The sequence below is a fragment of the Streptomyces sp. NPDC007896 genome, from assembly GCF_042959425.1.
In the GTDB taxonomy this organism is placed as follows: Bacteria; Actinomycetota; Actinomycetes; order Streptomycetales; family Streptomycetaceae; genus Streptomyces.
Genome location: NZ_JBIBKX010000006.1, coordinates 75,992 through 96,463, shown reverse-complemented (window position 1 = coordinate 96,463; position 20,472 = coordinate 75,992). Strand labels below are relative to the sequence as shown.

Annotated in this window: 20 protein-coding genes and 1 riboswitch; of the genes, 16 read left to right on the top strand and 4 right to left on the bottom strand. The window is 71.3% G+C overall.

All coding sequences use genetic code 11. The features are described from left to right. Positions 1-87 precede the first annotated feature (87 nt). From ACFZDJ_RS20570 to ACFZDJ_RS20550, 5 genes are all read left to right on the top strand, one after another. Positions 88-2,469 carry a nitrate- and nitrite sensing domain-containing protein gene (locus ACFZDJ_RS20570; RefSeq protein ID WP_391060673.1) on the top strand — a complete coding sequence of 794 codons (2,382 nt, stop codon included), beginning with the start codon at positions 88-90 and terminating at the stop codon, positions 2,467-2,469. Next, complete coding sequence (locus ACFZDJ_RS20565; protein ID WP_248296535.1) at positions 2,459-2,929, top strand: roadblock/LC7 domain-containing protein; 471 nt, start codon at positions 2,459-2,461, stop codon at positions 2,927-2,929. The genes ACFZDJ_RS20570 and ACFZDJ_RS20565 overlap by 11 nt, the downstream gene beginning before the upstream one ends. Positions 2,930-2,936: 7 nt before the next feature. Then, a complete protein-coding gene (locus ACFZDJ_RS20560) occupies positions 2,937-3,317 on the top strand; it encodes a DUF742 domain-containing protein (RefSeq protein WP_248002856.1) in 381 nt (126 codons plus the stop codon). Positions 3,318-3,570: 253 nt separating this feature from the next. Then, positions 3,571-4,359: a nitrilase-related carbon-nitrogen hydrolase gene (locus ACFZDJ_RS20555; protein WP_390936625.1), complete on the top strand. Its 789-nt coding sequence runs from the start codon at positions 3,571-3,573 to the stop codon at positions 4,357-4,359. 61 nt (positions 4,360-4,420) lie between these two features. Then, a complete protein-coding gene (locus ACFZDJ_RS20550; protein ID WP_390936623.1) occupies positions 4,421-6,115 on the top strand; it encodes an FAD-dependent oxidoreductase in 1,695 nt (564 codons plus the stop codon). A gap of 28 nt (positions 6,116-6,143) precedes the next feature. Here the strand turns inward: ACFZDJ_RS20550 and ACFZDJ_RS20545 are convergent, their stop codons facing one another. Beyond that, entirely contained in the window at positions 6,144-7,076 is a 933-nt protein-coding gene (locus tag ACFZDJ_RS20545) for a TIGR03619 family F420-dependent LLM class oxidoreductase (protein WP_390936621.1), read from the bottom strand. Between the two features lie 58 nt (positions 7,077-7,134). Beyond that, a complete protein-coding gene (locus ACFZDJ_RS20540) occupies positions 7,135-7,839 on the bottom strand; it encodes a DUF5995 family protein (RefSeq protein WP_390936619.1) in 705 nt (234 codons plus the stop codon). A 214-nt stretch (positions 7,840-8,053) separates the two neighbouring features. On the opposite strand from ACFZDJ_RS20540, the gene ACFZDJ_RS20535 reads away from it, so the two are divergent. Continuing rightward, positions 8,054-9,172 (top strand): glycoside hydrolase family 6 protein, encoded by a 1,119-nt coding sequence (locus tag ACFZDJ_RS20535; RefSeq protein WP_390936756.1) that lies wholly within the window; start codon positions 8,054-8,056, stop codon positions 9,170-9,172. Here ACFZDJ_RS20535 and ACFZDJ_RS20530 read toward each other — a convergent pair. After that, on the bottom strand, positions 9,154-10,548 hold the full coding sequence (locus ACFZDJ_RS20530; protein WP_390936617.1) for a solute carrier family 23 protein: 1,395 nt from the start codon (positions 10,546-10,548) through the stop codon (positions 9,154-9,156). The genes ACFZDJ_RS20535 and ACFZDJ_RS20530 overlap by 19 nt on opposite strands. Before the next feature lie 121 nt (positions 10,549-10,669). Here ACFZDJ_RS20530 and ACFZDJ_RS20525 point away from each other — a divergent pair, with 121 nt between their 5' ends. Next, a complete protein-coding gene (locus ACFZDJ_RS20525; RefSeq protein WP_391060670.1) occupies positions 10,670-11,935 on the top strand; it encodes an alginate lyase family protein in 1,266 nt (421 codons plus the stop codon). A gap of 99 nt (positions 11,936-12,034) precedes the next feature. Further along, entirely contained in the window at positions 12,035-12,496 is a 462-nt protein-coding gene (locus tag ACFZDJ_RS20520; RefSeq protein WP_168489998.1) for a thioesterase family protein, read from the top strand. On the opposite strand, the gene ACFZDJ_RS20515 is transcribed toward ACFZDJ_RS20520, so the two are convergent. Next, positions 12,456-13,667, bottom strand: coding sequence for an MFS transporter (locus ACFZDJ_RS20515; protein ID WP_391060668.1), 1,212 nt, complete (start codon positions 13,665-13,667; stop codon positions 12,456-12,458). The genes ACFZDJ_RS20520 and ACFZDJ_RS20515 overlap by 41 nt on opposite strands. A 120-nt stretch (positions 13,668-13,787) precedes the next feature. Between ACFZDJ_RS20515 and ACFZDJ_RS20510 the strand changes: the two genes are divergently transcribed. The 8 genes from ACFZDJ_RS20510 (at position 13,788) to ACFZDJ_RS20475 (ending at position 20,416) form a co-directional block, all read left to right on the top strand. Further along, positions 13,788-15,041, top strand: a complete 1,254-nt coding sequence (locus ACFZDJ_RS20510) for an ROK family protein (protein WP_391060666.1) — start codon at positions 13,788-13,790, stop codon at positions 15,039-15,041. 316 nt (positions 15,042-15,357) lie between these two features. Then, positions 15,358-15,488: riboswitch (FMN riboswitch) on the top strand. Between the two features lie 153 nt (positions 15,489-15,641). After that, positions 15,642-16,277 (top strand): riboflavin synthase, encoded by a 636-nt coding sequence (locus ACFZDJ_RS20505; RefSeq protein WP_168507215.1) that lies wholly within the window; start codon positions 15,642-15,644, stop codon positions 16,275-16,277. After that, a complete protein-coding gene (pnuC, locus tag ACFZDJ_RS20500; RefSeq protein WP_390936609.1) occupies positions 16,274-16,918 on the top strand; it encodes a nicotinamide riboside transporter PnuC in 645 nt (214 codons plus the stop codon). The genes ACFZDJ_RS20505 and pnuC overlap by 4 nt, the downstream gene beginning before the upstream one ends. After that, positions 16,915-18,213: a bifunctional 3,4-dihydroxy-2-butanone-4-phosphate synthase/GTP cyclohydrolase II gene (locus ACFZDJ_RS20495; protein ID WP_168507214.1), complete on the top strand. Its 1,299-nt coding sequence runs from the start codon at positions 16,915-16,917 to the stop codon at positions 18,211-18,213. Before pnuC ends, ACFZDJ_RS20495 begins: the two co-directional genes overlap by 4 nt. Before the next feature lie 22 nt (positions 18,214-18,235). Continuing rightward, positions 18,236-18,721, top strand: a complete 486-nt coding sequence (gene ribH, locus ACFZDJ_RS20490) for a 6,7-dimethyl-8-ribityllumazine synthase (RefSeq protein ID WP_067366149.1) — start codon at positions 18,236-18,238, stop codon at positions 18,719-18,721. A gap of 34 nt (positions 18,722-18,755) precedes the next feature. Then, complete coding sequence (locus ACFZDJ_RS20485; protein WP_015661856.1) at positions 18,756-19,028, top strand: phosphoribosyl-ATP diphosphatase; 273 nt, start codon at positions 18,756-18,758, stop codon at positions 19,026-19,028. Positions 19,029-19,085: 57 nt separating this feature from the next. Then, positions 19,086-19,943 (top strand): ATP phosphoribosyltransferase, encoded by an 858-nt coding sequence (gene hisG, locus ACFZDJ_RS20480; RefSeq protein WP_390936605.1) that lies wholly within the window; start codon positions 19,086-19,088, stop codon positions 19,941-19,943. Positions 19,944-19,960: 17 nt separating this feature from the next. Next, positions 19,961-20,416, top strand: a complete 456-nt coding sequence (locus ACFZDJ_RS20475; protein ID WP_384917990.1) for a PH domain-containing protein — start codon at positions 19,961-19,963, stop codon at positions 20,414-20,416. Positions 20,417-20,472 lie beyond the last annotated feature (56 nt).

Genomic DNA, 20,472 nt, shown 5'->3' with positions numbered 1-20,472 from the left:
TTGATCCGCGCCGCTACCAGCGAGTAACACCGATGGGTAACCAACCGTCGCCCGGCCACCCGACCGTCCTGTCGTCCTGGGGAGTCCATGCGCTGGTCCTTCGGCCGTCCCACCACGGTCCGTACGCGCATCGTGGCGCTCGCGCTCGCACCGGTGGTCGCCCTCATGGTGCTGTGGAGCTTCGCCATAGTGTCCGTCACCGGCGAACTGCGCGCGCTCGTCCGGGTCCAGGGGGTGTACGACGACTTCGGGACGCCCGTCGACACGGCGGTCGGCCAGATCCAGATCGAACGGCGGCTCGCGGCCGCCTACCTGGGCGCGGACCACGGCACGGCGGCGGCCCTCGACCTGATGGAGCAGCAGCGCCGCACCGACCGCGCCGTGACCGCCATGCGCACGGCGATCCGGGACGGCGACCGCGGGCGGCTCTCCGGCAGGCAGCGGCAGGTGCTCGACGCCGTGCTGCGCTCCTTCGACGGGCTGGAGGGACTGCGGGAGCGGGTGCTGTCCCGCGCCATCAGCTGGGACCGGGCGGTCACCGAGTACGGCGCCCTCGTGGAGCCGGGCTTCGACGTCCAGTCCGCCCTCACCGCGCTGCAGGCCGGGCAGCTGGCCCGCGAGGCCCAGGTCGTCATCGAGCTGGTGCGGGTGAGGGAGTTCGTCTCGAGGGAGGACGCCCTCGTCGCAGGGGCGCGGGCCGCAGGATCGCTCACCGACCGCCAGTACGACACGCTCACCGCGACGATCGAGGACCGCCGGGTCTTCGAGCGGACGTACGTGCCCGACCTCCCCGCCGACTCGCGCGGCCCCTTCGAGGAGTTCCAGCGCGGCTCCCTGTACCGGGAGTTGACCCGAGGCGAGGACGCCCTCCTGCGGGCGGGCGCGCGGGGTGCGGGGGAGGCCGTCGCGGCCGGCTCCTGGCGCACCACCACCGACCGGGCCGTCAAGCGGTACATGCAGCTGTGCACGCGGTCGGCCGTCAACTCCGCCGAGCGCGGACGGGCCTTCGCCTACCGGGAGCTGGCCAAGGCGGCGATCGTCGGTGTACTGGGACTCGCCGCCGTGGGACTGTCCCTGTGGTTCGCCGTGCGCGGCGCCCGGCGCATCTCGCGCCGCCTGGAGACCCTCCGGGACGCCGCCGACCTCCTCACCACCCGCCAACTGCCCGACGTGATGCGGCGGCTCAGCGCGGGCGAGGACGTGGACGCCGCCACCGAGGCCCCACCCCTGGCCGACGGGGAGGCGGGAGCCGACGAGATCGGCCAGGTCGGCCGGTCCTTCAACACCGCCCGCCTCGCGGCCGTCGAGGCGGCCGTCAAGCAGGCCACCCTGCGCCGCGGGCTGTTCGCGGTGCTCCTCAACATCGCCCGCCGCAACCAGGCCCTCGTCCACCGCCAGCTCAAACTGGTCGATACGCTGGAGCGGCGCACCGACGACCCGGACGTCCTGGACGACCTGTTCCGGATCGACCACCTCACCACCCGGATGCGGCGTCACGCGGAGAGCCTGATCATCCTCTCCGGCGCGGCGCCCGGCCGCAGATGGCGCAGGCCCGTGCCCGTCGCCCGCGTGGTGGCCTCCGCGGTGAGCGAGATCGAGGAATACGCGCGCGTCGTGGTCCCGCCGATGCCGGAGGTGGGCGTGGCGGCGGACGCCGTCGCCGACGTCGTCCATCTGATCGCCGAACTCGTCGAGAACGCCACCGTGTTCTCACCGCCCCAGACGCAGGTCACCCTGCGCACGGGCCGGGCCGGGAGCGGGTTCGTCCTGGAGATCGACGACCGGGGCCTCGGTCTCGAACCCGAACAGATCGAGGAGGCCCACCGCACCCTCACCACGCCGGACGACTTCGACCCGACCCGGCACGACCGGCTCGGGCTGTACGTGGTGGGGCGGCTCGCCGCACGGCACGGCATCGAGGTCACGCTGTGCCGGTCGCCGTACGGCGGTACGACGGCGGTGGTGCTGCTGCCGGAGGCGGTCCTCGCGCCGGTCGACCCCGAGCGGCCGGAGCCGGCCGCGGACACGGACCGGCGGACGCTGCCGTCCCGGAACTCTCGGACCTCCGAGACTTCCCGGACCTCCGAGACTTCCCGGATCTCCGAGACTTCCCGGATCTCCGAGATCTCCCGGACCTCCGAGACCTTCCGGAAGGGCACCGCGGTCCTTGAGGAACAGAGGGAGGCACCTGAGCGGCACGCGGACCGCGTACCGCGGAGCGCTCCCGCCACGAGCCCGCCCGCGCTGCCCACTCGCGTCCGGCAGACCTCCCTCGCCCCCGAACTGCGCACCGAAGGTCCGGCCGCCGACGAGCCGTCGGAGCGCGAGGTCACCGCCGAGGAGGTCCGCGCGGTCTTCGGTGCCTTCCAGCGCGGCCTCGACCGCGGCCGCAAGGGCCTGCCCACCGGGCCAGGATCCGAGCGGCGAACCGACACCGAGGAAGGGACGGACGCCGACGATGCTCCGTGACCAGACCCCCGAGCCCGCCGACCGGGCCTCCGAGCCCCCGGGCAGCACCCCCGAACCGCCCGGCACGGACCTCGGCTGGCTGCTCGACGACCTCGTGGCCAGGACCGACCACGTCCGCCAGGCCGTGCTCCTCACCGCCGACGGCCTCCCGCTGAGCTGCTCGGACGGCATGCGCCGACGGGACATCGAGCACCTCGCCGCCGTCTGCTCCGGCTTCCACAGCCTGGCCCGCTCGGCCGGCGAACGCTTCGCCGCGGGGGAGGTGCGCCAGACCATGGTGATGCTCGACGACGCCTACCTCTTCATCACCCCGGCGGGCGACGGCAGCCGACTGGCCGTCCTGAGCGAGGTGCAGACGGACGTCGGACAGCTCGCCCACGAGATGGCGCTGCTGGTCCGCCGCGTCGGCCGCCACATGGCCGCCGCCGTACGCTCGGCCGCAGACCCCGCGGGCCCCTGACCCGGCCGTGACCGACGACCACTGGTACGAGGACGAGACCGGGTCGATGGTGCGGCCCTACACCGTGACACGGGGCCGGACCCGGCCCTCGGACCAGCACACGATCGATCTGATGTCGCGGGTCACCGCCCTCAGGACGGACGAGGGCCGGCCGGGTGTCGACCACGCTGGCGCCGCCCTGCTCGCCCTCGTGCGCCACGGACCCCGGCCGGTCGTCGAGCTCGCCGCCGACGCCGACCTGCCCCTGACCGTCGTACGCGTGCTGCTCGGCGATCTGGCCGAGGCCGGTCTCGTGCGCATCGACGCGCCGCGGCGGCCGGATCAGGGCGGCCCGGCGGCCGACCCCGAGCTGCTGCGCGAGATCGTGGAGCGACTGCGCGCGCTGTGAGAACCGGACGCGGGCCGTGCGGCCGGGACGGCCCGGCACGGCGAGCTCGCAACGGCTCGTCACGGCGTCTGTGACCTGCGCCTCAGCGGGTTTCGGGCCCCGCCCGAGGGTGCGCAACGAATCGCCGCCGGAGGCCGGGCGCACGCAACGATTCGTCCACCGGCGCGCAACGGCTCCGCCTTGTCCCCCCGAGCCCCCCGCCCGTACCGTCTAGACAGCCCCCGATACCCCTCCGTACCCGTGAGGACCACGCATGCGCACAGCCCTGCTCCAGAGCTCCGGCCGCCCCGGCTCGGTCGTCGAGAACCTGAAGGTCCTCGACGAGGCCGCGGGCCGTGCCGCGGCTGCCGGTGCCGGGCTCGTGGCGGCGCCGGAGATGTTCCTCACCGGGTACGCGATCGGCGACGACATCGCCCGCCTCGCCGAGCCCGCCGACGGGGACTGGGCCGACGCGATCGCCGAGATCGCCACCCGCCACGGCGTCGCCGTCGTCTACGGCTACCCCGAGCGCGAGGGCGAGACGGTCTACAACTCCGCGCAGCTCATCTCCGCCGACGGCACCCGCCTGGCGAACTACCGCAAGACCCACCTCTTCGGCTGCTTCGAGCGCGACCACTTCACGCCCGGCGAGCAGCCCGTCGTCCAGGCGGAGCTGAACGGCCTCCGCGTCGGCCTCATGATCTGCTACGACGTCGAGTTCCCGGAGAACGTCCGGGCCCACGCCCTCGCCGGCACCGACCTCCTCGTCGTGCCGACCGCGCAGATGCACCCCTTCCAGTTCGTCGCCGAGTCCGTCGTCCCGGTGCGCGCCTTCGAGAACCAGATGTACGTCGCGTACGTCAACCGGGTCGGCCCGGAAGGCGAGTTCGAGTTCGTCGGACTGTCCACGCTGGCCGGTCCCGACGGGATCGCCCGCACCCGGGCCGGACGCGGTGAGGAACTCGTCCTCGCCGACGCCGACCCCGACTTCCTCGCGGCCTCGCGCGAGGCGAACCCGTATCTGAAGGACCGCCGCCCCGGCCTCTACGGGTCGCTCGTCTGACATCCGGCCGCTCCCCCCGGCGCCTCCCCTCACCAGCTTTCCCGCAAGGAGTCCGTACCCCATGACGTCCACGGTGCCCACCGCCGTCCAGCACGCCGACGTGCAGCAGCCGCCGATCACCATGTTCGGCCCGGACTTCCCGTACGCGTACGACGACTTCCTCGCCCACCCGGCGGGCCTCGGCCAGATACCCGCGACCGAGCACGGCACCGAGGTCGCGGTCGTCGGCGGCGGCCTGTCCGGCATCGTGGCCGCCTACGAGCTGATGAAGATGGGCCTCAAGCCCGTCGTCTACGAGGCCGACGAGATCGGCGGTCGCCTGCGGACCGTGGGCTTCGAGGGGTGCGACCCCTCGCTCACCGCCGAGATGGGCGCCATGCGCTTCCCGCCCTCCTCCACCGCCCTCCAGCACTACATCGACCTGGTGGGTCTGGAGACCCGGCCGTTCCCCAACCCCCTCGCGCAGTCCACGCCCTCGACGGTCGTCGACCTCAAGGGCGAGTCGCACTACGCGACCACCGTCGACGACCTGCCGCAGGTCTACCGCGACGTCATGAACGCCTGGAACGCCTGTCTCGAAGAGGGCGCCGACTTCTCCGACATGAACCAGGCCATGCGTGAGCGCGATGTGCCGCGCATCCGCGAGATCTGGGCGAAGCTCGTCGAGAAGCTCGACAACCAGACCTTCTACGGCTTCCTCTGCGACTCGGACTCCTTCAAGTCCTTCCGGCACCGCGAGATCTTCGGCCAGGTCGGCTTCGGCACGGGCGGCTGGGACACCGACTTCCCGAACTCGATCCTCGAGATCCTGCGCGTCGTCTACACCGAGGCCGACGACCACCACCGCGGTATCGTCGGCGGCTCCCAGCAGCTGCCGCTGCGCCTGTGGGAGCGCGAGCCGCAGAAGATCGTGCACTGGGCCTACGGCACCTCGCTCGCGAAGCTGCACGACGGCGCCCCGCGCCCGGCCGTGACCCGGCTGCACCGCACCGCGGGCAACCGCATCACCGTCACCGACGCGAACGGCGACATCCGTACCTTCAAGGCGGCCATCTTCACCGCCCAGTCCTGGATGCTGCTCTCCAAGATCGCCTGCGACGACTCGCTCTTCCCGATCGACCACTGGACGGCGATGGAGCGGACCCACTACATGGAGAGCTCCAAGCTCTTCGTGCCGGTCGACCGGCCGTTCTGGCTGGACAAGGACGAGGAGACGGGCCGTGACGTCATGTCGATGACGCTCACCGACCGCATGACCCGCGGCACCTACCTCCTCGACGAGGGCCCGGACAAGCCCGCCGTCATCTGCCTCTCGTACACGTGGTGCGACGACAGCCTGAAGTGGCTGCCGCTGTCCGCCAACGAGCGGATGGAGGTCATGCTGAAGTCGCTCGGCGAGATCTACCCGAAGGTCGACATCAGGAAGCACATCATCGGCAACCCGGTGACCGTGTCCTGGGAGAACGAGCCCTACTTCATGGGCGCGTTCAAGGCCAACCTGCCCGGCCACTACCGCTACCAGCGCCGCCTGTTCACGCACTTCATGCAGGACGCGCTGCCCGAGGACAAGCGGGGCATCTTCCTCGCCGGCGACGACATCTCCTGGACGGCCGGCTGGGCCGAGGGCGCCGTGCAGACCGCGCTGAACGCGGTCTGGGGCGTCATGCACCAGCTGGGCGGGGCGACCGACCCGACCAACCCCGGGCCCGGCGACGTCTACGACGAGATCGCGCCGGTGGAACTGCCCGAGGACTGAGCCGGGCGGCCTTCGTGGGGCGGCCCGGTCAGATTCCGGCCGCCCGCGCCGCCGTGTACACCTCGGCGGCCAGGTCCTTGAGCTCCTCGGCGTCCCGCGGGCCGTCCTGGAGGTCGACGAAGTACTCGTCGAGGCCGATCTCGGCGTACGGCACCAGGTCCGAGACGATCTGGTCGACGTTGCCCTGGAAGGGCTGGCGGTCCGCGCCGTCGTAGGCCTTGGCGGAGTAGCGCGCGTTGACGCGCGCCACCGACTGGATCGGCTCGGTGCGCCCGCGCTCGGCCGCGAAGTCCTGCACCTGCCGCCACTGGGCGGCGAGTTGGTCGGCGCCCCCCTGGGCGACGGGCTGCCAGCCGTCGCCGCGGTCGACGAGCCGGGTCAGCGCCTTCTTGCTGAAGGCGGGCAGCAGGATCGGGATCGGCCGGGCCGGCTTCGGGGCGACCACAGCCGACTCGATTTTGGTCAGGCGGCCCTCGTACGACACCGGGTCCGGGCCCCACACCGCGCGGCACACGTCGAGGACCTCGTCCAGGACCTGGCCCCGCTCCTCGAACGGCGCCACGCCCGCCGCGGCGTACTCGTCGAGCGACCAGCCGGTACCGAGGCCCGCCACGACCCGGCCGCCGCTCGCCGCGTCCAGTGTGGCCAGGGCCCTGGCCAGCTGGAACGGGCCGTGCAACGGGGCGACCAGGACGCTGGTGCCGAGCCGCGCCCGCCGTGTGGCCGCCGCGGCCAGCGTCAGGGTCACCAGCGGCTCGGCGACGCCGCGGTACAAGTCGGGCCAGGGCAGGTTCGGGACGCCGTACAGCCCCTGCGTGGCAGGGTCCGGGAACAGGGCGCGCTCGAACACCCACAGACTCGCGTAGCCGATCTCCTCAGCCGTGCGCGCCACGTCCGGGACGTCACGACCGATGTCGAACTGGCGTGTTTGAGGAAGACTCAGACCCAGCCGAGCAGCCATGTTTGTGCTCCTTCGCATTCGGCATGTGAATCGTGAACGTATCGCGTACGAGGGTGAGTTACGTGCCGTACGCGGTGTTATGGCCGGATCGGTCCCCCAGGGGCGTGAGCAGCATCCGGCCCGCCAGGCCGACCGCGGCGCCGAGCCGGTCGGCGAACTCCTCGGCGAGGCCCGGGAGTCCCCTCAGCGCCCACAGGGCCCGCGCCGCCGACCAGGCCGCGTCGCGGGCCCTGTCCAGGCTCCACGAGCCGAGCAGATGGGTGAGCGGATCGGCGATCTGGAGGAGGTCGGGGCCCGGCATCAGATCTTCGCGGACGCGCTCCTCCAGCGAGACGAGGAGGTCACCCACGCGCTCGAACTCGTCCTCCAGATCGGCTGGTTCGCAGCGGAGCGTACGACAGGTGTCCACGACGGCGAGCGCCAGATCGTGTCCGATGTGCGCGTTGATGCCCGCGAGCGCGAACTGCAGCGGGCGTACTCCGGGATGGCGCCGGAACTGGAACAGCGGGCGCCAGCAGGCGGGCGGGGACCCCTCCTCCGCCACGCGCAGATAGCGCTCGGCGAAACGTACATCCAGCGTGACCGCGGCCTCGCCGTCCGGGAATTCCCCCGCGTCCAGGCGCCGTTCGACCTCCTCCGTGACGGTGAGGTAGACGCGGTTGAAGACCGCGATTCCGTCCCGCTCCGGCAGGGTCGCCGCCAGGGTGCGCATCCGGGAGGCGATGGCGTCCACGGGGGTGGTGAACTGTTCCAACTGCGTCATGGGGGCAGGTTCCCAGTCCTAGGCTGACTGGACCTGCCGCCTGGCCGGGCGCATCCCCAGAACGAGGGAAAACGTTCGTGTCGGGAGGGGCGGATGTGGCCGGGAGCGGCGGAAACGTGGTGGGAACCGGGGGGAGCGGTACGTGTCAGGCTTACGTGCGCAGCGTCTGGCCGTACGCAGGGCCGAGCGCAGGCGAGCGGCCCGGCGCGCCGCCATGGTCGCGGCGGCCTCGGTGGTCGTGGCGGTCGGCGCGGTGACGGGGATGATGTCCGCCCTCGACCGCGAGCGCCCCTCCGACGACGCCCGACCGCTGGTGACCCGCTCGCCCGGCCTCCGGCCGGGGCCCGCCGTACCGACTCCCTTCCCGACCAGGACCTCCGCCGCGCCGTCCCCGTCCTCGCACTCCCCGTCCTCGCAGCCGAGCCGGACGCCCTCCCCGAGCAGGAAGGAGCCGAAGTCCGTGCCCGCCCCCGCCCTGCTCTACAGCCACCCCGACTCCCAGGTCCTGGCCTGGGTCGCGTCGCACCCCGGCGACCACCGGCGTGCGGTCATCGAGTCCCGGATCGCCGACCGCCCGGCCGCCGTCTGGTTCGCCGACTTCACGCCCGCCACCATCACCGCCCGGGTCAGGGCGGTGACCGCGGGCGCCGCCGCCGAGGGCCGGGTCCCGGTCGTCGTGCCGTACGCCATCCCGCAGCGCGACTGCGGCGGGGCCTCGCAGGGCGGCGCGCCCGACCTGGCCGCGTACGACGGCTGGATCGACGACTTCGCGGCGGGCCTGGGCGATGACGAGGTCATCGTCATCCTGGAACCCGACTCGGTCGCCCAGGCCGGCTGCCTCCCCGCGGCCGACCGGGCCGCCCGCTTCGCCTCGCTGGCCCGCGCCGGCCGCGTCCTCAAGGCCGCCGACCCCCGGGCCCGCGTCTACTACGACGCCGGCCACTCCGCCTGGAACCCGGCCGCCGAGCAGGCCGCGCTCCTCGAACGGGCGGGCGCCGCCTCGGCCGCCTCCTCCGACGGCGTCTTCACCAACGTGTCCAACTTCCACCGTACGAGCGACGAGATCGCGTACGCCCGGCAGGTGCTGTCCGCGCTGGGCGGCCCCGCGAGCCTGGGCGCCGTCATCGACACCAGCCGCAACGGCAACGGCGCCCCGGCCGACGGGGAGTGGTGCGATCCGGCGGGCCGGAAGATCGGCCGGGCGCCGACCCTGAACACCGGGGAGGCCAGGATCGACGCCTATCTGTGGGTGAAGCTGCCGGGGGAGTCGGACGGGTGCAAGGGCACGCCGGGAACCTTCTCGGCGGAGTACGCCTATGAACTGGCGCGCTGATCGTCCGGCTCGTCGTACGAGGATGTGCCGGAGTCCAGCAGCGGCCCCCCGGTCTTCAGGTGGGCCGGGGCCATCGCCCGCAGCGCGTGGTACCCGGTGATCACGACGAGCGTGCCGAGCGCGATGCCGCTGAGCGAGAAGTTGTCCGTGAACTTCAGGGAGACGCCGCCGACGCCGATGATGATGCCCGCGGCGGCCGGCACCAGGTTCAGCGGATTGCGCAGGTCGACCCGGGCGTTGAGCCAGATCTGGGCGCCGAGCAGGCCGATCATGCCGTACAGGATGACGGTGATGCCGCCGAGCACGCCGCCCGGGATCGCGGCCACGATCGCGCCGAACTTGGGGCAGACGCCGAAGAGGAGGGCGAAGCCCGCGGCGGCCCAGTAGGCGGCCGTGGAGTAGACGCGGGTCGCGGCCATCACGCCGATGTTCTCGGAGTACGTGGTGTTGGGCGGGCCGCCGACCGCCGTGGAGAGCATCGAGGCGACGCCGTCCGCGGAGATCGCGGTGCCGAGTTCGTCGTCCAGCGGATCGCCGGTCATCTCGCCGACGGCCTTGACGTGCCCCGTGTTCTCGGCGACCAGCGCGATCACGACCGGCAGCGCGACGAGGATCGCCGACCACTGGAAGGACGGGCCGTGGAAGGACGGCAGCCCGATCCAGTCCGCCTTGCCGACGCCGGAGAGGTTCAGCCGCCAGTGGTCGGTGAGCTTGCCGCTCGCGTCCACCGAGTGGATCTTTCCGAAGATCCGGTCGAAGATCCAGGAGGCCGCGTATCCGAAGACCAGGCCCAGGAAGATCGCGATCCGTGACCAGAAACCGCGCAGGCAGACGATGGCCAGACCGGTGAGCAGCATGGTGAGCAGGGCCGTCCACTGGTCCTGCGGCCAGTACGTGGACGCCGTCACCGGCGCCAGGTTGAAGCCGATCAGCATGACGACCGCGCCCGTGACGATCGGTGGCATCGCGGCATGGATGATCCGCGCACCGAACCGCTGCACGGCCAGGCCCACCAGGAACAGCGCGACGCCGACCACGAACACCGCGCCCGTCACCGTGGCGCTGGTGCCGCCCTGCGCGCGGATCACCGCGGCGACGCCCACGAAGGAGAGCGAACAGCCGAGGTAGCTGGGCACCCGGCCGCGGGTGGCGAGCAGGAAGATGACCGTCGCGAAGCCGGACATCATGATCGCGAGGTTCGGGTTCAGACCCATGAGCACGGGTGCCACGAACGACGCCCCGAACATCGCCACCACGTGCTGGGCGCCGAGCCCGATCGTGCGCGGCCACGAGAGGCGTTCATCGGGTCGGACAACCGCTCCGGGCGCGGGCGTCCGCCCGTCGCCGTGCAGTTTCCAGCGCACGCCGAGGTCCATGGTGAGTTTCGCTTTCTTCGTACGTGAAACTTTGTCCGGACCATTGTCACGGGTACCTGGCGGTTCTACGCTCGCACGGTCTTACTCATGAACTACGTTCATATTTCTGATCGGAGGCTTGATGAGTGCACGACCCCGTCTGGCTGTCCTCCTCGCCGCAGTGGCCACCTTCGCGGCGGTCGTCGTCCCCTCCGCCTCGGCCCACGCGGCGCCGAAGGCCCCCCGGACCGCCGTCCTCGACGGCACCCGGCTCCAGCAGACCCGACTCCGCCTCGACCGCGGAGATCCCCAACTGAAGCGCACGCTCAAGGGCTTGACGGCCCGCGCCGACAACTGGCTGACCCAGGGCCCCTGGACGGTCGTCGACAAGCCCAAGCCCGCCCCCGGCGGCGACGTCCACGACTACCTGAGCCAGGCCCCGTACTGGTGGCCCTCCCAGCCGAAGACCGCCGACAACCCCTGGGGCTGCCCTTACGTCCAGCGTGACGGCCAGCGCAACCCCGAGGTCGACACCGGCACCGACCGCCAGGACGTCGAGAAGGTCTTCGACTCGACCTACGACCTCGCGCTCGCCTGGTACTACACCGGCAGGAAGCAGTACGCCGAGAAGGCCGCCACCGTCCTGCGCACCTGGTTCCTCGCCCCGGCCACCCGGATGAACCCGAACCTCGACCACGGGCAGTTCATCCCCTGCAAGTACGACGGCCGGGCCATCGGCATCATCGACTTCTCGCAGTCCTACACCAGCGTCCTGGACGCGATCGCGATCCTGGAGACGGGCGCCCCCGGCTGGTCGAAGAGCGACCGCACCGCCATGCGCGCCTGGAACACCGACTTCCGCGACTGGCTGGAGAACAGCGCCTTCGGCGGCGAGGAGGGCGCCGCCGGGAACAACCACGGCACCTTCTACGACATGCAGCTCGCCGCCCTGGCCTACGCGACCGGCGACGAGGACCTCGCCCGCCGGACCGTCCTCGGCGCGGAGTCCAGGCGGATCGACCCGCAGGTCGCCGCGGACGGCAGTCAGCCCCAGGAGCTCACCCGCACCCGCAGCTGGCACTACTCGACCTTCGACCTCGTCGCCTACACCCGCCTCGCGGCCATCGGCCGGCACGTCGGCGTGAACCTGTGGCGGTACACGGGGCCGGAGGGCCAGACCCTGGCCAAGGCGGTCGACTATCTGCTGCCCGCCGCGACGGGCGCCGCGCCGTGGCCCCACCCGGAACTGGAGTTCCACCGCTACGCGGCGAGCGACATCGTGCACGCGGCGGCCGACGCGGGGGACCGGGCGGCCCAAGCCGCGGTGCCGAAACTGGAGACACCGCCCGGCGGCGACCTGTGGGCGCTGCGGCCCGCCGCCGAGCAGCTGGACTCGATCGCCGGCTGACCGGAGGGCGCACGAACACCCTGATCAGGGGCTCCTGAGCGGCCGCTTAGGATGGGGGTGTCCCCACCGTCCCCACCGGCACCCTCAGGAGCCCCGCCCGTGACCGCCGAAGCCCCCGCCGCCCCCGCCCTCTCCTACGGGCGGCTCCTCCCCGTCACCGTCCACTTCGACGACCTGGACGCACTCGGCCTGCTCCACAACGCCCGCTATCCGGTCATGGTCGAACGCGCCTGGACGGCCCTCTGGAACGACCAGGGCTTCCTGGCCTACGAGGGCGACTGGGAGGCGGCGGGCGACTTCTGCAACGCCGTCAAGGAACTGCGGATCAGCTACGAGGCCCCGATCAACCGCCCCGGCGGGTACGCCGTCCACCTCTGGCTGGAACGCCTGGGGAACACCGGACTGACGTACGGCTTCCGCTTCTGCTCGGCCGACGGCGCGCTCACGTACGCGCACGGGACGCGGGTCCTCGTCCGGCTCGACGCCGCGACGCTGCGCCCCACGCCCTGGAGCGACCGCTTCAGGGCCGTGGGTCGGGAACTGCTGCGTTCGCAGGACTGACCCTGGGCCAGTCACGCTCGCCCGCGCGCAGCACCCCCGCGAACGCGGCAAGGCCGCACGCCAGCACCGTGACCAGCCCGAACGACACCACCAGGCTCGTCGCCTGCGCCAGCGTGCCGATCGCGCTCGGCGCGACCAGACCGGAGGTGTACGTGATGGTGGCGACGCCCGCGATGGACTGACTGGGGTTGGGGCCGCTGTGTCCCGCCGCCGCGAAGCAGAGCGGGACGACGACCGCGATGCCGAGACCCATCAGGGCGAAGCCGCTCATCGCCACGGCGGGGTGGTTCGCGACGACGACGAGCAGCCCGCCGAGCACGGCGAGACCGCCGCCGGCCCGCACTGTGCGCACCGCGCCGAACCGGTTGACCACCGCGTCGCCCACGATCCGGGCCAGCGCCATGGTCAGCATGAATCCGGTCGTCGACGCGGCCGCCAGACCGGCCGAGCTGCCCAGTTCGTCCTTCAGATAGACCGCCGACCAGTCGAGACTGGCGCCCTCCGCGAACACCGCGCAGAAGCCGACGGCGCCGATGAGCAGGGCGGACTTGGGCGGCAGCGCGAAGCGCGGCGGCGGGGCCTCGTCCTCGGTCGGTCGCAGGTCCAGCACCCATCGGCAGGCGGTGAGGCCCAGGACCGTCAGGACCCCGGCCGCCAGCGCGTGGTGCAGGCGCGCGTCCGAGCCGAGGTGCGCGGCGAGGGTGCCACCGGCCGAGCCGACCAGGGCTCCCGCGCTCCACATGCCGTGCAGTCCCGACATGATCGACTTGCCGAGGCGGCTCTCGATCTCGACGCCGAGCGCGTTCATCGCCACGTCCGCCATGCCCGCCGAGGCGCCGTAGACGAAGAGGGCCGGGCACAGCGTGTAGATGTTCGGCGCGAGGGACGGGAGGATCAGCGACAGCGTCCACAGGGACATCAGTCCGCGCAGCGCGGTACGGGCGCCGAAGCGGTGGCTGATCCGGCCCGCCAGCGGCATCGCGACGGAGGCCCCGATCGCCGGGAACGCGAGGGCCAGTCCGAGCTGGCCGGTGCTGACGGACGCGTGGTCCTGGATCCAGGGGACACGGGTCGCGAACGAGCCCGTCACCGCTCCGTGCACCGCGAAGACGGCGGCCACGGCGTACCGAGCCCGCTTCACCTCACGCAGGTCGTAGACCACGTAACCCATCTTTCCCGCCCCTCCAGGCTCTGCTTCCCGCGCTGCCGCCGTAAACTATCAGGAACCCTGCCTGATAGATAGGTGATGTACTGGCCGTCGACCGAGCGACCGATCTGGGAGGATCCCGGCATGCCCGCATCACCGAGCACCGCCCGGGCCATCAACGACCGCCTCGCCCTGCGTCTGCTCCAGCAGGAAGGCGCCCTGACGGCAGGGCAGTTGAAGCAGCTCACCGGACTGTCCCGGCCCACCGTCGCCGACCTCGTCGAACGCCTCACGGCCGCCGGACTGATCGAGGTGGTGGGGGAGTCCGGTGAGCAGCGCCGAGGCCCCAACGCCCGTCTGTACGGGATCGTCGCCGACCGCGCCCATCTCGCCGCCCTCGACGTCCGCACCGAGGGTGTCTCGGTCGTCGTCTCCGATCTCCTCGGCAGGGAACTGGCCCGGGCGTCGGTGCCGATCGCGGACGACACCGGTACCGGGCCCGCCGTCGAGCAGGCGGTCACACTGGTGGAACGCGCGGCCAAGGAGGCCGGGGCGGAGCGACTGCACACGGTCGGCGTCGGCGCCCCCGGCCTCATCGACCCCACCACCGGCGAACTCCGCGACTCCTCCGGCCTGCCCGAGTGGCACCGCCGCCTGGTCGCCGCCCTCCAGGAACGGCTGCCCGCCCGTGTGATCGTCGAGAACGAGACGAACCTCGCCGCCCTCGCGGAGCAGCGTGACGGTGCCGCCCGCGACCGCGACACGTTCGTCCTGCTCTGGCTCGGCCACGGCACCGGTGCGGCCGTCGTCCTCGACGGCAGACTCCGTCGTGGTGCGTCCGGCGGCACGGGCGAGATCGGCTTCCTGCCGGTGCCGGGCACGTCGACGCTGCCCTCGGCGACGGACTGCGAGGGCGGGTTCCACTCCCTGGCGGGGTCCGCCGCGATCGCGGAACTCGCGGCCGGCTACGGGTTGGTGGCGACAGCGGTGTCGCCCGGCGAACCGGAGGCGGCGACGCTGGTGAGGCAAGCGGTGGCGACCCTTCCCTCACCTTCCCCTTCCCTTGCCTCTTCCCCTTCCCCTGCCTCTTCTTCCTCCGGTGCCCCTTCTTCCTCCGGAGCCGACCGCTTCCTCTCCGCCCTCGCCGACCGCCTCGCCATCGGCGCGGCGTCCGTCGTGGCCGTTCTCGACCCCGGGTGCGTGGTGCTCGGCGGTGAGGTGGGGCAGGCGGGCGGGGAGGTGCTGGCCACGCGGGTCGGCGAGCGACTCGCCCGGATGTCCCCGCTACCGGTCGAGGTGCGCGCGAGCACGCTCGGCGGAGGTGCGGTACTGCGCGGAGCCCTCCTGACGTCCCGGGAATCAGCCCAGGACGACCTCTTCGCGCCGCGCTCCCGGTGATTCGATGCGGGCGCGCCCCGGATGGGGAGACCCGGCGGCGGGGCAAGGGCCTCCGTCACCGCCGCCGGGTCGCTCAAGGGGCGAGTGCGACGCCTCGGCTTCGACAAACCATTGATCATGGACCTTAAGAGGACTAGACCAAGGCGGTCAATGGGTACGGACCAAGGGGCGACCGCGTCAAGCATGAGGAGTCTCGCGGGAGTTGACCTCCCGCGATTCGTCGGAGAAGTCCATCCGGACGACCTGTGAGGCACCCCACAGACGTTCGCCCGCATGGACGTGGATCAGACGTGGCACACTGATGCTGTACCAGAAGCAGCGCACTCCGGGGTCGGTGAAAGTCCGAACCGGCGGTTATAGTCCGCGACCCGGTCGCTTCCAGCGGCCGGTTGACCAGGTGAAATTCCTGGACCGACGGTTAAAGTCCGGATGGGAGGCAGTGCGCGGCGGGCGGGCATTCGTGCGCGCTGCCGTTTGTTTCGGCGCGTCCTTCGGGACGTGTCGCCCCATGCGGCTCGCTCCCGGTGTCGCAGTCCGCTCATTCTGTCGTCATCGACAGGCCCCGGAGTCCGTGCCCCATGAGGCAGGAGGACCCGGGAAGTGTTCACCGGAATCGTCGAAGAGCTGGGTGAGGTCACCGCCGTCGAAATTCTCGACGACGCCTCCCGTTTCCGTCTGCGTGGCCCCGTTGTCACGCAGGGCGCACAGCACGGCGACTCCATCGCCGTGAACGGCGTCTGTCTCACGGTCGTCGAACACGAAGGCGACGAATTCACCGCCGACGTCATGGCCGAAACCCTGGACCGCTCCAGCCTCGGCGCCCTGACCGTCGGCTCCCGCGTCAACCTGGAACGCCCGATGGCCGTGGGCGAGCGCCTCGGCGGCCACATCGTCCAGGGTCACGTCGACGGCACGGGCACGGTCATCGAGCGCAAGCCGTCCGAGAACTGGGAGATCGTGAAGATCTCCCTCCCCGCGGACCTCTCCCGCTACGTGGTCGAGAAGGGCTCCATCACCGTCGACGGCATCAGCCTGACGGTGGTCGACGCGGGCCCCGACTTCTTCACCGTCAGTCTCATCCCCACCACCCTCGACCTCACCACGCTCGGGCACAAGCAGGCCGGCGACCCGGTCAACCTCGAGGTGGACGTCATCGCCAAGTACGTCGAGCGACTGCTCGGCGCCCGCGGCGAGCAGCCCCTCGCGCTGCCCGACACCCAGGGGAGCGGGCAGTGAACTGGCTGAACTCCGAGGCGTTCACGCTTCTCGGGCAGCACATCAAGTGGTCGGACATGATCGGCAACATCGTCGGTCTGGTCGGCCTCGCGCTGGGCTGGCGGCGCTCCATATGGAGCTGGCCCGTCCAACTCCTGTCCGGCGTCATCCTCTTCGCGGCCTTCGCCAGCGGCCATCTCTCCGGCAGCGCCGGAAAGCAGGTCGTGGTCATCGTCGTTGCCCTGTGGGGCTGGTGGCAGTGGAACCGCGGTAAGGCGGAGGGCCAGGACGGTCACATCTCCGTACGGTTCGCCACCTGGCGCGAGCGCGCCTACATGGTGGGCGCCGCGGCCGTGGGCACCCTCGCGGTCAGCGGTCTGTTCCACGCGTACCCGACCCTGTCCTGGGACCCCTGGCCGGACGCGTACATCTTCGTCGGCACGATCGTCGCCATGTACGCGCAGGCCCGCGGCATGGTCGAGTTCTGGTTCGCCTGGCTGCTGGTCGACGTGGTGGGCGTCCCGCTCAACTTCGCCAACGGCTACGCCTTCTCCGGTTTCGTCTACGTCGTCTACGGCGCGCTCGTCCTGTCGGGCATGCGCGACTGGTGGCTGCGCTCCCGCAAGGCCGGGCAGCCCGTCCTGGAAGGAGCCCCCGCATGACCACGGCACCCGTTTGGTACAGCACGGGCCACGATGAAGACGCTTCGGACTTTGCGCTCGACCCGGTCGAGAAGGCCATCGCCGACATCGCGGCGGGCCGACCGATCGTGGTCGTCGACGACGAGGACCGGGAGAACGAGGGCGACCTCGTCATCGCCGCCGAGAAGGCGACCCCCGAGATCATCGCCTTCATGATGAGCGAGTGCCGCGGGCTGATCTGCGCACCCATGGAGGGCGACGAACTCGACCGCCTCCAGCTCCCCCAAATGGTGGAGAACAACACCGAGTCGATGAAGACCGCGTTCACCGTCTCGGTGGACGCCTCCGCCGCCCACGGCGTGTCCACCGGCATCTCCGCGGCCGACCGCGCCACCACGCTGCGGCTGCTGGCCGGCGGCGAGGCCGAGGCGGGCGACTTCGTGCGCCCCGGCCACATCTTCCCGCTGCGCGCCAAGCCCGGCGGTGTCCTCGTCCGCAACGGCCACACCGAGGCCGCCGTCGACCTCGCCCGGCTCGCGGGCCTGCGCCCGGCCGGTGCGATCGTCGAGATCGCCGGGGAGGACGGACGCATGCTCCGTCTGCCCGAACTCATCCCCTTCGCGCGCAAGCACGGCCTGACGATCATCTCCATCGAGGACCTGATCGCCTACCGTCGTACCGCCGAGCCCACGGTCCGCCGCGAGGCCAAGACACAGCTGCCCACCGCCTTCGGCGAGTTCACGGCGTACGGCTACCGCTCCACGGTCGACGGCGTCGAGCACGTCGCCCTCGTGCACGGCGAGATCGGCGACGGCGAGGACGTCCTCGTCCGTGTCCACTCCGAGTGCCTGACCGGCGACATCTTCCACTCGCTGCGCTGCGACTGCGGCCCCCAGCTCCAGAGCGCCATGGAGCGCATCCAGGCCGAGGGCCGGGGCGTCGTGGTCTACCTGCGTGGGCACGAGGGGCGCGGCATCGGCCTGCTGTCCAAGCTGCGCGCCTACGAGCTCCAGGAGCGCGGCCGCGACACCCTCGATGCCAACCTGGAACTCGGCCTGCCCGCCGACGCCCGGGACTACGGCGCGAGCGCGCAGGTTCTGGAGGACCTCGGCGTCCACAGCCTGCGCCTGCTGACCAACAACCCCGACAAGACCGACGCGCTCGTCCGGCACGGCCTCAAGGTCACGCGCCGGGAGCCGATGCCCGTACAGGCGGGCGAGCACAACCTCCGCTACCTGCGCACCAAGCGGGACCGGATGGGTCACGACCTGCCCTGGCTCGACACGGCCACCGTGTCCGCCTGCGGCAACCAGTAACAAGAAAGCACTGAGGAGAGACGTGAGCGGCAAGGGTGCACCTGAACTGTCCGTACGCAACTGCGGCGACCTGCGCGTCGCGGTCATCGCGGCACAGTGGCACGAAAAGGTGATGGACGGCCTCGTCAACGGCGCGCTGCGCGCCCTGCACGAGCTCGGGATCGACGAGCCGACCCTGCTCAGGGTCCCCGGCAGCTTCGAGTTGCCGGTCGTCGCCAAGGTCCTCGCGGGCCGCGGCTACGACGCGATCGTCGCGCTCGGCGTCGTCATCCGCGGCGGTACCCCGCATTTCGAATACGTGTGCCAGGGCGTCACCCAGGGCCTCACCCAGGTCTCCATCGACACCGGTGTCCCCATCGGCTTCGGCGTGCTGACCTGCGACACCGAGGAGCAGGCCCTCGACCGTGCGGGCATCGAGGGCTCCAACGAGGACAAGGGACATGAGGCGGTGACCGCCGCCGTGGCGACCGCGGCCACACTGCGCTCAGTATCCGAACCCTGGCACTGAGGCAGGGGCGGTAGCGCGTAGGGTGGGCAGCATCATGTCCAAGAAGACGTTCGAGGAGCTCTTCACCGAGCTCCAGCACAAGGCCGCCACCGGCGATCCCGCCACTTCGCGTACTGCCGAACTTGTCGGCAAGGGCGTCCATGCCATCGGCAAGAAGGTCGTCGAAGAGGCCGCCGAGGTCTGGATGGCCGCCGAGTACGAGGGCAAGGACGCCGCCGCCGAGGAAATCTCGCAGCTCCTCTACCACGTTCAGGTGATGATGGTGGCGCGCGGGATCTCCCTCGACGACGTGTACGCCCACCTCTGAGCCGTAAACCCCGCAATCCCGTACGTTTCGTACGCACGAACGAAGGAAGCCGACCTCATGCTGCGCATCGCCGTCCCCAACAAGGGTTCCCTGTCAGGCCCTGCGGCGGAGATGCTGCATGAGGCCGGCTACCAGCAGCGCCGGGAGTCCAAGGAACTGCGCATCGTCGACCCGGGCAACGAGGTCGAGTTCTTCTACCTCCGCCCCCGCGACATCGCGATCTACGTCTCCTCCGGCCGCCTCGACATCGGCATCACCGGCCGCGACCTGCTCATCGACTCGGGCGCCAACGCGGAGGAGATCCTCCCGCTCGGCTTCGCCCGCTCGACGTTCCGCTTCGCCACCAAGCCCGGCACCGCCAAGGGCATCGAGGACCTCGGCGGCATGACGGTCGCCACCTCCTACGAGGGCATCGTGGCCAAGCACCTCGCCGACAGCGGCATCGACGCCTCCGTCGTCCACCTCGACGGCGCCGTCGAGACCGCGATCGAACTCGGTGTCGCCGAGATCATCGCGGACGTCGTCGAGACCGGCACCTCGCTGCGCAACGCGGGCCTCGAGGTCTTCGGCGAGCCGATCATGAAGTCCGAGGCCGTCGTCATCCGCCGCGTCGGGGCCGACACCTCCGAGGACGCCGAGCCCAAGGTGCAGCAGTTCCTGCGCCGCCTCCAGGGCGTCCTGGTCGCACGGACGTACGTGATGATGGACTACGACTGCCGCGCCGAGCACCTGGAGAAGGCCGTCGCGCTCACGCCCGGCCTGGAGTCGCCGACCATCTCCCCGCTGCACAACGAGGGCTGGGTCGCCGTCCGTGCCATGGTGCCCGCCAAGGAGGCCCAGCAGATCATGGACGACCTGTACGCGCTCGGCGCGCGGGCCATCCTGACCACGGCCATCCACGCCTGCCGCCTCTGAGGACCCCGACCGAAGCCATGCCCGACCTTCCCACGCTCCCCGTCACGTTCCGGCCGTCCCTCACCCGGGCCGTGCTGCTCACCGCCGGCGTCGCGATCTTCGTCGTCATAGCGACGGTCGCGATGCTCCTCGAACAGCTCAGCCCGGGGGAGAAGCTCAGCTTCGTCTTCATCGGCGCGCTGCTCTTCGGTGTCCTGCTGATGCTCTCGCGGCCCAAGGTCGTCGCCGACGAGACCGGCGTCACCGTGGTGAACATCACCAGCAGGCGACACCTGGAGTGGGCGGAGATCCTCCAGGTCAACCTGCGACCCGGCGACCCCTGGGTGTTCCTCAACCTCAGCGACGGCACCAGCCTGCCCGTGCTCGGCATCCAGCCGGGCATCGCCAAACAGCGCGCGATCGAGGACGCGCGCGCCCTGCGCGCGCTCGCCGAGGCCCGCTCCATCGGCGACCCGGAGCAACATCACGGCTGACTCTCGGCCTTCCACCCTGCCGTACGGGCCCATGTCTTGATTAATCTGTTGGCGGA